Here is a 15,104-nt window from a genome sequence, read left to right as displayed (position 1 = left end):
GGAAAAAGCGGATGCTCAAATGTTACTGATTTTTGGAGCTTCGGGTGATTTGACTACTCGAAAATTGATTCCGGCGTTATATGAATTGTATGTTCGTAATTTATTGCCTGAAAATTTCGTCATTTTGGGTGCGGCTCGTACGGTATTGACAGATAATGAATTCCGAAGAAAACAGTGTGACGGTATATTGACTTCACAAAAAGAACTTTCGGCTAAAGATGCTCGCTTGAGTTTGTTTCTGAAACGTGTTTATTATATGGGTTTTGATACGCAAAATACAGATGAATATGAAACATTGAAAAATCGAGTAGAGGAGCTGCAAAACCTTTATTCTTTACCCGATAATATCGTTTTTTATATGGCAACACCTCCGGAAATGTATGAAGTAATACCTCTCGGATTGCAAAAATGCGGTCTGGCTTATACATCTGATGGATTTCGTCGGATTGTTGTTGAAAAACCGTTCGGAACGGATATAAAGTCCGCTAAGCATCTCACTCGATTATTAGAGTCGATATTCGATGAGCATGATATTTACCGGATCGATCATTATTTAGGAAAAGAGACTGTGCAGAATATTCTTGTACTCCGGTTTTCGAATGGCATATTCGAACCTTTATGGAACAGGAATTATATAGATCATGTGGAGATTGTTTCTTCCGAAACATTGGGAATAGGGAATAGAGGAGGCTATTATGAATCGTCGGGAGCTTTGCGAGACATGGTGCAAAATCATCTGTTGCAATTAATGGCTTTTATTGCAATGGAACCTCCTGTGGCATTCGATCCGGAGTCTATAAGAGACGAGATAGCTAAAGTATTCAAGTCCTTGCATCATTATACTCCTGAAGAAATGCAAGAGCAAATTGTGCGCGGACAATATACAGCGGGAACGATAGCCGGGGAGAGTGTACAGGGTTATAGAGATGAAAAAAACGTAAGTGGCGATTCGGTCAGAGAAACATATGTGGCTATGAAAATCGAATTGGATAACTGGCGTTGGGCAGGGACTCCGTTTTATATTTATACGGGAAAGCGGTTGTCTGAGAAAAAAACAGAAATTATCATTCATTTCAAATCGACTCCACAGCAATTATTTGTAGGGCAGTGTTCTGGAAGTTCTTGCAATCAGTTGATTATTCGTGTGCAACCTAATGAGAGTATAGCTTTGCGCTTCGGACTTAAAATTCCCGGTTCGGGATTTGAAGTTCGTCAGGTGAGTATGGACTTTTTATATAGTTCATTGTCCGATAAAAAGCTACCGGATGCTTACGAACGTTTGTTATTGGATGTTATGTTGGGGGATTCAACACTTTATTCCCGGGCAGATGCACAGGAAGCAAGTTGGAATTTTATAGATCCGATTATAAAAAATTGGGTTAAGAGAGGAAAGGATGGCCTCGCTTTTTATGCTTCTGGAAGTGATCCTGAAGAAATAGATCGTTTAATGCCTCATGATAAAAAATGCAATTGTTGTAATGAAATGATGTGATAAAATAAATGCTATATGGAAATTTATTATGCTAAATCTCCCGAAGATGCTTTGAGGAGGATGACAGATAAACTGATAAAGATCATGCAATCGAAGCCAGGTCTTGTCCCTTTTAATCTGGCGCTGTCAGGGGGTAGTACCGCACAACGGATTTTTGCTCTTTGGCGAGAGGAATATAAACAGCAGATAGATTGGAATCGAATCCGTTTTTATTGGGTGGATGAACGATGCGTGTCTCCTGAAGATGATGAAAGTAATTTTAAACATGCCGATCAACAATTATTCAGACCGATAGGAATCCCTCGGACGCATATTTACCGTATTTTCGGAGAAAAAGACCCGTCTATGGAGGCAAATCGTTATTCGGAGCTTATAAATCAGCAACTCCCTAAGAAAAACGGACTCCCTTATTTTGACGCAATTATATTAGGAATCGGTCTTGACGGACACACAGCTTCGATATTTTCATCTTGTAATTTTTTATTGAATGATACGAGATCGTATGCTGTAGCGGTACATCCAGAATCGAAACAGTTGCGTATAACGTTGACCGGGCCTGTCATATTGAATAGTACACCATTACTCGTTCCGGTAATAGGGGAAAATAAAAAAGCGATCTTTGAACGATTGCTGGAAGCCCGTACGATTACCGAGAGTTTTCCGGCAGCGTGTATTATGTATCGAGCAGCATCAACATCGGTTTTTACGGATATAAAAGAACGGTAATTCTAATCATCGAGTAAATCCGGACGAAGGCGACGGGTACGTTCAATAGATTGTTCATGTTGCCATTCTTCGATTTTTCTCTGATGCCCCGATAGGAGTATCTCGGGAACTTTCCACCCTTTATATTCGGCCGGTCGTGTATATACGGGCGGTGCTAATAAATTGTCTTGGAAAGAATCCGATAAAGCCGATTGTTCGTCTCCGATTGCGCCGGGTATAAGCCGTATTATGGCATCCGATATTATGGCAGCCGCTAATTCTCCGCCGGTAAGGACATAATCTCCTATTGATATTTCTTTGGTAATCAGATGTTCTCGAATGCGGTAGTCGATACCTTTATAATGTCCGCACAAGATAATTAAATTTTGGCATAACGATAAAGAGTTTGCCATCGGTTGATTGAATGTTTCGCCATCGGGAGAAGTATAAATGATTTCGTCATAATTTCTTTCCGATTTCAGTTTAGAAATAATTCGATCTATCGGTTCGACTTGCATCACCATTCCGGCTGAACCACCGAAAGGATAATCATCTACGCGTCGATGTTTGTTAGTAGAATAATCCCGGAGATTATGTACCACTATCTCTGCCAGCTTTTTATCCTGAGCACGTTTTAGTATGGAGTGATTTAACGGTCCTTCCAATAATTCCGGTAAAACGGTGATGATGTCGATGTGCATACTTCCTTAATTTAGCTGCAAAAATAGGACTTTATGGATGATTATGCAACCCTTTTATTCTGTTTATTTTTTGCATATAGGCTATAAAGTTCGCTTAATTGCCCGTGTGAATCATTTTAAAATTTCCTATATTTGCATACCGTAACAGGCATAATCGATGAATGAAATAAAAGAGAAAATAGAACATTTGCGACAGGAACTGAATGAACATAATTATAATTATTATGTATTGAATGCTCCTGTTATATCAGACCGGGAATTTGACCGGATGATGGAAGAACTACAACAATTAGAAAAAGAATATCCTCAATATAGCGATCCTAACTCTCCGACACAACGGGTAGGCAATGATATTAATAAGGCTTTCACTCAGGTGAAGCATAAATATCCTATGCTTTCTTTGGGAAACACTTATACGATCGATGAAGTGGCGTCGTTTTATGACCGGGTGCGTTCGGGACTTAATGAAGATTTTCGTATTGTAGGAGAATTGAAATATGACGGCACGTCTATATCGCTTACATATCGACATGGGAAATTGCTTAGGGCTGTAACGAGAGGCGACGGTGTACAAGGAGATGATGTCACGGAGAATGTGAAGACGATTCGTAGTATTCCTTTGCAATTAAGGGGAACTGGATATCCGGATGAATTTGAGATACGAGGTGAAATTTTAATGCCTTGGACTGTTTTTGAACAATTGAATGCAGAGAGAGAAAGAGAAGAGGAAACTCTTTTTGCCAATCCTCGAAATGCCGCATCCGGTACATTGAAACTGCAGAACTCTGCGATTGTAGCATCCCGTAATTTAGATGCTTACTTATATTATCTTTTAGGCGAAGATCTGCCGTCTGATGACCATTATGAAAACTTGCAGATAGCACGTTCTTGGGGATTTAAGATTTCAGATGCTATGCAGGTGTGCCATTCTTTAGAAGAAATGAAAGCATTTATCGATTATTGGGATGTAAACAGAAAAAATCTGCCTGTTGCAACTGACGGTATTGTTTTTAAAGTAGCATCTTTAAGGCAGCAAAAGAATTTGGGATATACCGCAAAATCTCCTCGTTGGGCGATGGCATATAAATTTCAAGCGGAACAGGCACTTACCCGATTGAATTCTGTCTCTTATCAAGTGGGACGTACCGGAACGGTTACCCCGGTTGCTAATCTTGATCCGGTTCAATTATCGGGAACTGTCGTAAAAAGGGCTTCGTTACATAATGATGATATTATACAATCTCTTGATTTGCATATCGGAGATATGGTATTTGTAGAGAAAGGAGGAGAGATTATTCCGAAAATTACAGGAGTGGATTTTGATGCGAGAGGGTTATTGATAGGGGAGAAAGTGACTTTCATAAAACAGTGTCCTGAATGTGGAACGCCTTTGGTTCGTTATGAGGGTGAAGCTGCGCATTATTGTCCGAATGAGATGGGATGTCCTCCTCAGATAAAGGGACGGATAGAACATTATATCAGTCGTCGTGCTATGGACATAGACGGTTTGGGACCTGAAACGATAGATCTGTTTTACCGATTGGGAATGGTGCGGACAGTTGCGGATTTATATAGTTTGAATGAGTCGGAGATCGCTTCTTTAGAAAGATTGGGAGAAAAGTCGGCACGTAACATTATAGAGGCTGTCGATAGATCTTTACAAGTACCTTTTGAACGGGTTTTGTTCGCATTGGGAATTCGTTTTGTAGGAGAGACAGTCGCGAAGAAGTTGGCGAACTCTTTTGTTTCGATAGAAGCTTTGGAGTCAGCAACTTTAGACGATTTGGTCGGTGTCGATGAAATCGGTCCTCGTATAGCGCAGAGTGTCCGGGCTTATTTTGAGAATGAGCAGAACCGGAATTTGATAAAACGTTTGGAAGAAGCTGGGGTACAAATGAGAATTTCTGAAGATCGCCTTTCTGGTTTTACCGATAAACTCGATGGAGCTACGATTGTAATCAGTGGAACATTTACACACCATTCTCGAGATGAGTATAAGCAGATGATAGAACAGCACGGCGGGAAAAATACGGGTTCGGTTTCTGCTAAAACGACATATCTTTTGGCCGGAGAGAATATGGGGCCGGCTAAACTTGAGAAAGCTCGGAAATTGGGAATAAAAATTATTTCTGAAGAAGATTTTCTGCAGATAATACAATAATCCCAAGTAGTAATTTAAAATCGGATGATATGTGGACATACTGGATAAAAAAGGAGATCGCCCGGCAGCTTGCTCGTTCTCAAGAAAAACGGAAAAAGCGATTTGTCGATTATCGAAAGACCGAAATCTTGACGCTATTGATAGAACGGGAAAGTCTCGATTCGATTCTTCCTGTTGTTAAAGATTTGTCGAAAGAATCGATAAGGCTTTCGTTGGTTGTGTTGGGAAATGGGAATGCCCTTGATGTATTTGCTTATCCTGAAATGGATATATTGGAGTTGACTCCGGAAAATTTGAGATTCGGTAAACGGTTACCCGATAAAAATGCTGTCAGAAAGTTTATCGGATTTAATACCGGAGTGTTATGCGATTTGAGTCTTGTCGAGCGGTTGCCGTTTTTATATTTGATGAGTATATCGATGGCCCGTATGAAAATCGGATTGCAAAAAGTCTCATTGAACCCGTATGATTTTATGATTCGTACGTCGGGGGATATAACTGCACGGGATTTGCTGGAAAAAATACTCTTTTATTGGCGTAGTATTGATATAAAAGATAATAATTTATAACTTTGAGCCCTCAAAATAATATTTTTTGAACAAGAATATATATGGCACAAATAAATTTAAAAGGAATGGGGGTAGCTTTGATCACGCCATTCAAGGATGACGAATCGATCGATTTTGACGCTCTTTCCAAATTAATAGAATATCAGATACAAAACGGTATAGATTATTTAGTAGTATTAGGGACTACAGCTGAAACACCAACTTTGACCGAACAAGAAAAAAATGAAGTACTTTCTTTTGTTATCGAGAGGGTAAAAGAACGGGTTCCTATAGTTTTAGGGTTAGGCGGAAACAATACAAGAGGAATAGTGGAACGTTTGAAGACAGAGTCTTTTCAGGGTGTAGATGCCATACTGTCTGTCGTACCTTATTATAATAAACCTTCTCAAGAGGGTATCTATCAGCATTATAAAGCGATTGCTTCGGCGACTAAACTCCCTGTTATTCTTTATAATGTGCCCGGTCGTACCGGTGTGAATATGACAGCGGAGACCACTCTGCGTTTGGCCCGTGAATTTGATAATATCGTGGCGATCAAGGAGGCATCCGGAAATATAACGCAGATGGATGATATAATCAAAAACAAACCGAAAGATTTTATGGTAATATCCGGAGACGACGGTATTACTTTCCCTTTGATAACGTTGGGTGCTGTCGGGGTAATATCGGTAATAGGGAATGCATTTCCGAGAGAATTCAGTCGCATGGTGCGTTTGGCTTTGGAAGGAGATTATGCAAATGCGTTGTTGATACATCATAAATTTACCGAATTGTTTGAACTGCTTTTTGTCGATGGAAATCCGGCCGGAGTAAAAAGTATTTTAAGTTCTATGGGATATATCCGTAATCGGTTACGGTTACCCCTTGTTCCCACCCGTATTACTACGTATGAAAAAATACGAGTTGTTTTGCAGAAATTAAATATTATGTGTTGACAATACAGGTCTTATTTTGAACTAAATAGAGTACGGACCGTTATGGTGTCGTATTTTGTAATAGTAAATATTTTTATGGCATAGGGGTGTGGTAGGAAACTCCATGATAAAATCAATATTTTTAACTATGATACAGCGTATTCAATCTTTTTATCTTTTTTTAGTCGCAGCATTGGTACTTTCCATGCTGTTTATGCCGTTGGCCGGTTATTCTAATGCCGATGGAAATTGGCAATTTTTAGCAATGGGAGTTTATACAATGGCAGATCCTGCACAAATGGTGTTGCCTGCTTGGCCTATTGCTATCTTGATTGCATTAATGGGACTATTGGCCTGTATATCTATATTTTTATATAAAAACCGTATCTTGCAAATGAAATTCTGTTTGTTTAATGGCTTAATGCTACTTGCTTTTTATCCGATATTTTTCTTGTATCTGTGGGTGAACGGTAAATCGTTGGCTGCAACCTCATCATTGGCAGCAGCATTAGTCATTCCTTTGGTTGCAGTTATTTTGGAATATATGGCGTATCGGAAAATCAATCAGGACGAGCAATTGGTGCGTTCGGCCGATCGTATAAGATAATGCAAAAATAAATTTATGAAGAAGGCGCTGTAAGCGCCTTTTTATTTATCCGATCAGAAGATCTGATTTTTGATGAATGACATGATTTCACTTTCTTGTTCAGGAGAAAACCATGTGATTTGAGGGTCTCGCTTGAACCAAGTCATTTGTTTTCGGGAATAGACTCTCGTATTTCGTTTAATTTTTTCTATAGCTTTTTCAAGACTCCATTCACCGGAAATATATGCGAACATTTCTTTATAACCAACTGTATTTAATGAATTGAACTCTCGGTGAGGATAAACTGACCGGGCTTCGGATTCGAGCCCTTCTGAAATCATTTGCTCTACTCTTCGGTTAATACGTTCGTATAATTCTTCCCGATCTCTGGTCAATCCTATTTTTAAAATACGAAACGGACGTTGTTTATTCGAATGCGTACGTAATTCAGAATACGGTTTTCCGGTCATATAACAAATTTCGAGTGCGTGGATGACCCGTTTATGGTTTTTTAAATCTACTTGTTCATAATGAATAGGGTCGAGTCGTTTCAACTCGTTGCACAGGCTTTCTAATCCTTCATTTTTATAACGTTCGATCATGAGTTTTCGCACTTCGTCTGATACGGTAGGTAATTCGTCTATACCATTGCAAACGGCATCGATATACATCATGGATCCTCCGGTCATTAAAACTACATCGAGATCGGAGAAAAGACGATTTAAAAGGTTTATAGCATCTTCTTCATAGCATGCAGCGCTATAATAGTCTTGTAGTTCCAGAGTCCCGACGAAGTAATGTTTGACCCGTTGCAACTGTTCTTTAGAGGGAGCTGCTGTTCCGATTTCCAGACCTTTATACAGTTGTCGGCTATCACATGATAATATCGGACAATGAAGTTGTTCGGCAATTCGGAGGCTGAGATCTGTTTTCCCGACTCCGGTAGGACCAAGCAAAACAATCAAAGTTTTTTCGGACATATTGATTATACAGATATAAAAAAATTGTATCGAGAATGTAGCTTGCTGCATACTGATACAACTTTTATAGTAGTTTGTTTAAAGCCTCTAAGGGCCTGTCTAAGTTTTGTACGGGTCACATCTTAGACAGACTCTTGGATTTAATTATTTTTCTGCAGCCAGTCGAGCGATTTGTATAACGACATCACGGGCTTTTTCCATGGATTGTATAGGTACGAACTCATATCGTCCGTGAAAATTATGACCGCCTGCGAATATATTGGGGCACGGTAGTCCCATGAATGAAAGCTGAGCTCCGTCAGTTCCTCCTCGTACCGGTTTTACGATAGGCACGATCCCGACCTCTTTCATCGCTTGAGAAGCCAAATCGACAATGTGCATAACCGGTTCTACCATTTCACGCATGTTGTAGTATTGGTCTTTGATTTCGAGGCTTGCACAATTAGGAAATTCTTTATTGATTTTGCGAACCAGATGTTCGAATTCCTTTTTGCGGCGTTCGAAACGGTCTCGGTCGTGGTCACGAATAATATAAGTCAATGTAGTTTGCTCGACAGTCCCTTCACAAGAAATTAGATGATAAAACCCTTCATACCCTTCGGTATGTTCTGGTGTTTCCCAGCGAGGTAGCATAATGGCATATTGATTGGCGATGCGTAATGAATTGATCATTTTATGCTTGGCATATCCCGGATGAACATTGCGCCCTTTAAACAAAATTTTAGCGATAGCAGCGTTAAAGTTCTCATATTCCAATTCACCTATTTCTCCTCCGTCGAGAGTATAAGCCCATTCTGCTCCAAATTTTTTAACATCAAATTTATGAGGACCTTGTCCGATCTCTTCGTCCGGAGTAAATGCTACGCGTATTTTTCCGTGTTTGATTTCCGGATGTTGTATCAGATACTCCATAGCCGAAATAATCTCGGCAATTCCGGCTTTATCATCAGCACCTAATAACGTTTTACCGTTTGTGACGATAAGATCTTGTCCTATATACTTTTTTACTTCCGGAAAGTCTTCGGTACGTAAGATAATATTTTCCTCAAGGCATAATGGAATGTCATTGCCGTCATAGTTTTTTATGATACGAGGGGTAACATGCCGCCCTGAAAGATCGGGACTTGTATCGAGATGGGCGATAAATCCGATGACAGGAATATTTTTGGTTGTATTGGGAGGAAGGGTTGCCATCAAGTATCCGTTCTCATCGAGCGATACTTCGGTCATACCTATTTTTCTTAATTCTTTCTCGAGCTCTTGTGCAAAAATCATTTGTCCCGGAGTACTGGGAGTCATGTGTGTCAGTTCGTCCGATTGTGTATCGAAACTTACATAGTGCAGAAAACGGTCAACTAAATTCATAAAATTCTCAATTAAGTTCGTCGTCTTTGAAACGTTTATATTTTTATGTTGCAAAGATAGAAATTTTTAAAACAAACTGCTTGGTAATTGGCTTGTAAATATAAAAGCCCGTTTAAATTCTGTTCAAGATTATTTTGAGGGATCTTTTCAGGGATATTTTATATTATCGTTAAACTTATTAATGTTATAACAATAAAATATTAAGACATTAACAATGTCTTTTAATCACCTCTTAATAATAATGTATTATTAATTTCGGACATTTAGTTTTATCAATGTCCAAGAACTTTGGCGAGTCTTACCAAACCATCGATAAGAAGCTTTCTGGGGCAAGCAATATTTAAGCGGATAAACCCTTCTCCACCTGGACCGTATAATGTACCGGAATTAACCATTAGTTTCTGTTTGTTCTGCAAACATGAAGTTATGTTGTCTGATCCGATTCCGGCGGCTCGGCAATCGATCCAGACCAGATATGTACCTTCAAGCGGAAGTACAGAATATTGAGGTAAATGCCGTTTAAAAAAGTAACGAACATATGTGTAATTTTCCCAGAGATATTTTCGTAAGGCATCGAGCCATTCTTCGCTTTTCTCATAGGCCGCTATTGTGGCGATGACACCGAATGGATTGACGTCGCACACTTCATTGTCGTTGATCGCTCGGTCTATCCGGCTGCGGATATTGCTGTCTGCTGCCACGATATTAGCAATCTGTAAACCTGCAAGATTAAAAGCTTTGCTGGGTGAGATGCAGGTTGCAGAACGCAATCGGAATTCTTCGGATAGAGATGCAAAAGGGGTATAATTGTGACCTTCATATGTCAGTTCGCAATGTATTTCATCTGCAATTATAAATACTCCGTTTTGCAGACAAATATCACCGATACGCTGTAATTCTTCTGATGTCCAAACTCGTCCGACCGGATTGTGCGGATTGCATAACAGCAAAAGTTTTGTTTCTGGATCGGCAGCTTTGTGTTCGAGATCATCAAAATCAATTGTGTAGCGTCCTTCTTGATAAATAAGATTGTTAGCTATCATTTTACATCCATTATTTCGGATTGACGAATAAAAACAGTTATAGACAGGTGTTTGGACGATTATTTTGTCACCGGGTATGGTCATGGCCTTAATAATAGCCGAGATTGCCGGAACTACTCCGCTTGTATAGATAATCCATTGAGAATCTATTTCCCATTGATGGCGGTTTATGAACCATTTGACTATTGTATCATAATAATTTTGCGGTACTTTGGTGTAACCGAAGATTCCGTGTTCCACTCTTCGTCGCAAAGTTTCGATAATTGCCGGAGCTGTGCGGAAGTCCATATCTGCTACCCACATAGGCAGTACATTCTCTTCCTCAGGAGTATCCCATTTATAGGAGTTTGTCCCGCGACGCGGGATTATTTCATCAAAATTGTATTTCATAATTTATATTTTTAGTCGTACTTTATAAATCCATTTGCCTTGCCATAATCTGAAAAGAAATATCACTCCGCGGAAGCAGAGTTCGATACACATGGCCAGCCATACACCTCGTAATCCCATTGTTGGGGCGAGCAAAGTCGCCAGTGTTAGTCTTATACCCCAAATACTTCCGAAATTCATCAGGCTGGGAATGAACGTATTGCCCACTCCGACAAATATGCCATAGGTTACGATAGCTGCTGCAAACATAGGCTCGGCAAAAGCCTCTATCCTTAAGATCTCAGTTCCCAATATTCTGATTTCTTCTATCGGAGTCATCACTCCGATGATTTGCGGGGCTGCTATATACATAAATACACCCATGATTCCCATAATCGATATTCCCGACCATACGGCTATATTTGCAAAGCGACGAAGCAATTTTAATCGGTTTGCACCAAGACTTTGCCCGACTAATGTTGTTGCTGCCTCGGAAATACCGTATCCGGGCATATAGCAGAGACTTTCGGCAATGATGGCAAATGAGTTGGCGGCAATGGCTATGATACCGAGTGGTGCTACTATAATTGTTGTCATAATCTGAGCACCGCATATAGCTATATGTTCAAATCCCATTGGAAAGGATATGCGGACAGCATTTCGTAATGTATCTTGCCGGAGTAAAAAATGTCCTCGTTCCCCGGATAATTTCAGTATGGGTGAACGGTAACAGAGATACCACATCATCCCTCCGGCAGTTACCAACTCAGCAAGTACTGTTCCCAATGCTGCGCCTTTTACCCCTAAACCTGCGCCATAAATGTCGATATTCAGACCCATGATTTCGATCTGTCGTTTCGGAAATATCAGAAAGAAATTGAATATTATGTCAAGCAGACACATCAGTATATTTAATATGCTCGGTATATACATATTTCCACTACACCGTAACATTCCGCTGGCCAGAAAATTCATTTGTAATACCGGTAAAAAGAGAGAAAAAATCAGAAAATAGACAGATGAATCTTTTCTGATTATCTCGTCTCCGCCCAACCAGCCGGGGAGAGAGTCACTGATGAAAACTCCGATAGTTGCTAATGAAGAGCCGAATAGCAATGTCGCAGTAATAGATTGACGTAAAATTTTTCTTGCTCCGGCAAAATTTCCAGCTCCGATAAGATGTGCTACTTGCACGGAGAAGCCTGTTGCAGCTGCTGCACACAATCCCCAAAACAACCATGTCGTTGTTGATACCAGTCCGATAGAAGCCGATGCATTTGCTCCCAAACTGCCGACCATCGATGCGTCTACGTATTGCATGACAATAGAAGACAGTTGTGCCATAATAGCCGGGATACTGAGGTATACAGTTAGTTTTAACTGCTGTTTCAGGGCCATTTTTTTACCTTCCCGGATAAGAGATAAAAGATAGTCGGTTTTATTTATCCTTGTCCTCATCGATACATAAAGAAATTATTAGTCGGAGAAACAAGTCCTTTCATCCCAAAGTTTCAATTTACAATCAGCTGGAGACTTGATATTCTTGTCAAGAATGATTTTACCGTAACTGTCGGCCGTTATACTGCCGGTACGGGGATTTTTTACACTATGTATAGGACTCTTGATCGTGGCATTTACACTGCTGTACTCAAAAGCAAGATCGCAATCATCGGCCATGATGCAGTTTTCCAATATGAGATTTTCGGCATAGCATAATGGTTGAGTGCCAGAAATTTTGCAATTTATAAGACGCAGGTTGCGTGAATGCCAACCTAAATATTCACCGTTTAATTCAGAATCGTAAATTGTTACATTTTCCGTTTCCCACAAAGCATCTTTCGTAGTAATTTTTGCATTGTGCAGCTCTAAATTTTTCACGTATTGGAATATATATTTGCTGTCACTTTCCAGTCCGTCGATATAAATATCGTTACAAAACATAAACGGGTAAGTCCCTCCGTGTAGTTTCAAATTTTTTATATTCAGTCTGTTGCACCTCCAAAATACTTCGTCGGCATCTGTTATCTCAACATTGTTTATTTCGATATCGTGCATCTCACGAAACATTTTAGGCGCATCGATCCGAGTATTGGTCATTTTTAAATGATCGGAATACCACAAGGCAGAACGTCCTCCGATATCGAAAAAGCATCGGTCGATAATAAAACCATGTACGTGCCAAAAAGGATAATTCCCTTCAAATTTGCAATTTATGGCCTCTATGTTGCTGCATTCTTTAATAGCCGATTCTCCGGCATGAATAATCACATTTTCTAAACGAAGGTCATGCGACTCGAATAAGGGGCGTTCGCCCCCGAATTCGGCATTCGATATAGTTTTCATTTGTTGTAATTTTAGTGTTATTTATTTTCGATCGATTTGATAAATCGTGCAGGACTTCCGCCTACAATTGTATTAGCCTCTACATTTTTTGTCACGACCGCTCCTGCTCCGATAATGGCATTATCTCCGATACTGACATCTTGAAGGATTGTTGCATTAGAACCTATCCAGACATTCTTGCCGAGTATAATGGGTGCAGGATAAGTCGTTTTACGGTCTTCCGGAGCTAATCCGTGATTGAGTGTAGCAAACACTACGTTGTGTCCGATTTGGCAACTATCCCCGATTGTTATTCCCCCGTGGTCTTGGAAATGGCAACAAGCGTTGATAAATACATTCTCACCTATGGAAATATTCTTTCCGAAATCAGTATAAAATGGAGGGAACACTCGAAGTGTCTGCGGAACAGAATAGCCAAACAGTTCGGAAAGTAATTCTCTGACTTTATCGGGAACATGATATGCCGTATTCAGCCGGAATGTGATGCGTCTCGCTTCATTGCTCATATCATCCATGAAGTGGTGAATCTCCTCTGTATTAAGAGCCTTACGTGCTTTTACATATGCTTTGAAACTTTCGATAGTCATATTAATTAGTCATATTATTGTTGCTCGATTTTTACTTGTATGTCTCCATCAATGCTTAAAGCCTCGATACCATTACCGTTTATATGTCCTATTTTTATCAGATCATTACTATGTGACCAATTTTTGCAGAAAATGGCGACATTTCCCCATGGAACATAAATAGTAATGTCGCCGGGTATGGGAGTACAACCGCGAGTAACACCTTCGGTTGTCAAGGTTGGAGAAGGATAGAAGATTTTTTCGGTTGTATTATTGTAGTCATTTAACGTTACTTCCAATGGCAGACGGGAAAGAAAATCTTGTGCAGCTGCGTTGTCTTCCATTGTTGCGGTAATGGTGCGGTTACCGATCTTGATGTTTATAATTGGGGAAGAACTCTCCGGTATATCCGATTCCTCCCGATCAGCTCCTATTCTGTTGAGCCATTCAGTAATACGGCTCTCCATTTGCGGAAGGGTTGAAGAGGTCAATAGTAATGACTGCTCAATCAAGATAGAACTCGGTACAGATCGATCGTGCTTCGTTAACAGAGGAGGTAATATCGCTACTGCCGCTTGTAGCAAACAGGGCTATTTGTTTTCCGGAAAGTTTTGAAGCATGTTGGCGCAAAAAACTCTGCATCGGTGTTGCCATACTTCCGTACCAGATCGGATAACCGATAAATATAATGTCATAATTGTCAAAATTATCGACAGAAGTTTTGATAGCCGGATAATTGCCTTGGCGGATTTCTTCTAATTCTTTTTGTGCTCGATTGAGCATAGAATTATAGTCATCATCGTAGGGAATCTGAGGTTCAACCTCTAAAATATCGCAATCGAGTATTGATTGAATCGTTTGTGCCACATGTTCGGTATTATTTGTACGTGAACTGTAAAGGACTAAATAATGTCCATTTTTTCCGGAGATAGGTGCATCGGTTTTATCGTTATTCTCATTTCTGTTTTCTGTTTGTTCCGAAATAAACGATTCATCTGATTTTCCACAGGCTGTTATTGATAGAATAATAAACAGCAGAAATAAAATTGATAAATTTTTTTTCATTGTTTTTATTTTTGTAGTTAATATTCAACTTATGTTTTGAGGTGGAGTTTGGGAAATTTTTAAGTTTATGTTTCCGTTCATTATTGTATGACAAAAATAGAGAGTCTTAAAAAGAACTTTTGTAGATAAATTATCGGTTTGTTTAACCAAATTACGGATTATTGCTTGAAGGAAAATCAGGAAGAAGTCTCATAAGTAATGTCCTTTTGGGGGGGACATACTCGCTCAATAGGGGATAAAAGATG

15 protein-coding genes are annotated in these 15,104 nt (G+C 39.7%); 6 read left to right on the top strand and 9 right to left on the bottom strand.

Features of this window, described 5'->3' with window-relative positions; all coding sequences use genetic code 11:
* The coding region (gene zwf / locus AC1WHX_RS05160) for a glucose-6-phosphate dehydrogenase (protein WP_481228933.1) at positions 1-1,492 on the top strand (1,492 nt) is incomplete at its 5' end.
* Positions 1,493-1,507: 15 nt separating this feature from the next.
* Positions 1,508-2,218, top strand: coding sequence for a 6-phosphogluconolactonase (gene pgl / locus AC1WHX_RS05155; protein WP_122338076.1), 711 nt, complete (start codon positions 1,508-1,510; stop codon positions 2,216-2,218).
* A 2-nt stretch (positions 2,219-2,220) separates the two neighbouring features.
* Here the strand turns inward: pgl and trmD are convergent, their stop codons facing one another.
* Positions 2,221-2,898 (bottom strand): tRNA (guanosine(37)-N1)-methyltransferase TrmD, encoded by a 678-nt coding sequence (trmD, locus tag AC1WHX_RS05150; protein WP_009316711.1) that lies wholly within the window; start codon positions 2,896-2,898, stop codon positions 2,221-2,223.
* 157 nt (positions 2,899-3,055) lie between these two features.
* Between trmD and ligA the strand changes: the two genes are divergently transcribed.
* From ligA to AC1WHX_RS05130, 4 genes are all read left to right on the top strand, one after another.
* Complete coding sequence (gene ligA / locus AC1WHX_RS05145) at positions 3,056-5,059, top strand: NAD-dependent DNA ligase LigA (RefSeq protein WP_009316712.1); 2,004 nt, start codon at positions 3,056-3,058, stop codon at positions 5,057-5,059.
* Positions 5,060-5,088: 29 nt separating this feature from the next.
* Positions 5,089-5,628, top strand: a complete 540-nt coding sequence (locus tag AC1WHX_RS05140; RefSeq protein ID WP_346692156.1) for a DUF6913 domain-containing protein — start codon at positions 5,089-5,091, stop codon at positions 5,626-5,628.
* 41 nt (positions 5,629-5,669) lie between these two features.
* Positions 5,670-6,563 (top strand): 4-hydroxy-tetrahydrodipicolinate synthase, encoded by an 894-nt coding sequence (dapA, locus tag AC1WHX_RS05135; protein ID WP_022599562.1) that lies wholly within the window; start codon positions 5,670-5,672, stop codon positions 6,561-6,563.
* 127 nt (positions 6,564-6,690) lie between these two features.
* A complete protein-coding gene (locus AC1WHX_RS05130) occupies positions 6,691-7,149 on the top strand; it encodes a DUF4293 domain-containing protein (RefSeq protein WP_195595902.1) in 459 nt (152 codons plus the stop codon).
* Between the two features lie 53 nt (positions 7,150-7,202).
* Here the strand turns inward: AC1WHX_RS05130 and miaA are convergent, their stop codons facing one another.
* From miaA to AC1WHX_RS05090, 8 genes are all read right to left on the bottom strand, one after another.
* Entirely contained in the window at positions 7,203-8,108 is a 906-nt protein-coding gene (gene miaA / locus AC1WHX_RS05125; RefSeq protein ID WP_195595903.1) for a tRNA (adenosine(37)-N6)-dimethylallyltransferase MiaA, read from the bottom strand.
* A 144-nt stretch (positions 8,109-8,252) separates the two neighbouring features.
* Positions 8,253-9,473: a peptidase T gene (gene pepT / locus AC1WHX_RS05120; protein ID WP_122338216.1), complete on the bottom strand. Its 1,221-nt coding sequence runs from the start codon at positions 9,471-9,473 to the stop codon at positions 8,253-8,255.
* A gap of 272 nt (positions 9,474-9,745) precedes the next feature.
* The gene (locus AC1WHX_RS05115; RefSeq protein WP_122338215.1) at positions 9,746-10,906 is read right to left on the bottom strand and encodes a MalY/PatB family protein; all 1,161 of its coding nucleotides are present in this window, start codon (positions 10,904-10,906) and stop codon (positions 9,746-9,748) included.
* A gap of 3 nt (positions 10,907-10,909) precedes the next feature.
* Complete coding sequence (locus tag AC1WHX_RS05110; protein ID WP_481228931.1) at positions 10,910-12,343, bottom strand: MATE family efflux transporter; 1,434 nt, start codon at positions 12,341-12,343, stop codon at positions 10,910-10,912.
* Between the two features lie 18 nt (positions 12,344-12,361).
* Entirely contained in the window at positions 12,362-13,228 is an 867-nt protein-coding gene (locus AC1WHX_RS05105; protein ID WP_022599553.1) for a DUF3737 family protein, read from the bottom strand.
* Positions 13,229-13,245: 17 nt separating this feature from the next.
* Positions 13,246-13,815: a sugar O-acetyltransferase gene (locus AC1WHX_RS05100; protein WP_122338212.1), complete on the bottom strand. Its 570-nt coding sequence runs from the start codon at positions 13,813-13,815 to the stop codon at positions 13,246-13,248.
* Positions 13,816-13,829: 14 nt separating this feature from the next.
* The gene (locus AC1WHX_RS05095) at positions 13,830-14,261 is read right to left on the bottom strand and encodes a cyclophilin-like fold protein (RefSeq protein ID WP_302544558.1); all 432 of its coding nucleotides are present in this window, start codon (positions 14,259-14,261) and stop codon (positions 13,830-13,832) included.
* A gap of 37 nt (positions 14,262-14,298) precedes the next feature.
* Positions 14,299-14,859 carry a flavodoxin gene (locus AC1WHX_RS05090; protein ID WP_302544559.1) on the bottom strand — a complete coding sequence of 187 codons (561 nt, stop codon included), beginning with the start codon at positions 14,857-14,859 and terminating at the stop codon, positions 14,299-14,301.
* Positions 14,860-15,104: the final 245 nt, after the last annotated feature.

Source organism: Coprobacter sp., assembly GCF_982436375.1.
Note: the sequence above shows the minus strand (reverse complement) of the source record. Positions and strands in the feature narration are given on the sequence as shown.

Coding starts and splice junctions, on each gene's coding strand:
- AC1WHX_RS05115 (WP_122338215.1), bottom strand. CDS start 10,906: ATGAAATACAATTTTGATGAAATAATCCCGCGTCGCGGGACAAACTCC.
- AC1WHX_RS05100 (WP_122338212.1), bottom strand. CDS start 13,815: ATGACTATCGAAAGTTTCAAAGCATATGTAAAAGCACGTAAGGCTCTT.
- trmD (WP_009316711.1), bottom strand. CDS start 2,898: ATGCACATCGACATCATCACCGTTTTACCGGAATTATTGGAAGGACCG.
- ligA (WP_009316712.1), top strand. CDS start 3,056: ATGAATGAAATAAAAGAGAAAATAGAACATTTGCGACAGGAACTGAAT.
- AC1WHX_RS05130 (WP_195595902.1), top strand. CDS start 6,691: ATGATACAGCGTATTCAATCTTTTTATCTTTTTTTAGTCGCAGCATTG.
- AC1WHX_RS05095 (WP_302544558.1), bottom strand. CDS start 14,261: ATGGAGAGCCGTATTACTGAATGGCTCAACAGAATAGGAGCTGATCGG.
- AC1WHX_RS05105 (WP_022599553.1), bottom strand. CDS start 13,228: ATGAAAACTATATCGAATGCCGAATTCGGGGGCGAACGCCCCTTATTC.
- pepT (WP_122338216.1), bottom strand. CDS start 9,473: ATGAATTTAGTTGACCGTTTTCTGCACTATGTAAGTTTCGATACACAA.
- AC1WHX_RS05110 (WP_481228931.1), bottom strand. CDS start 12,343: ATGAGGACAAGGATAAATAAAACCGACTATCTTTTATCTCTTATCCGG.
- AC1WHX_RS05090 (WP_302544559.1), bottom strand. CDS start 14,859: ATGAAAAAAAATTTATCAATTTTATTTCTGCTGTTTATTATTCTATCA.
- miaA (WP_195595903.1), bottom strand. CDS start 8,108: ATGTCCGAAAAAACTTTGATTGTTTTGCTTGGTCCTACCGGAGTCGGG.
- AC1WHX_RS05140 (WP_346692156.1), top strand. CDS start 5,089: ATGTGGACATACTGGATAAAAAAGGAGATCGCCCGGCAGCTTGCTCGT.
- dapA (WP_022599562.1), top strand. CDS start 5,670: ATGGCACAAATAAATTTAAAAGGAATGGGGGTAGCTTTGATCACGCCA.
- pgl (WP_122338076.1), top strand. CDS start 1,508: ATGGAAATTTATTATGCTAAATCTCCCGAAGATGCTTTGAGGAGGATG.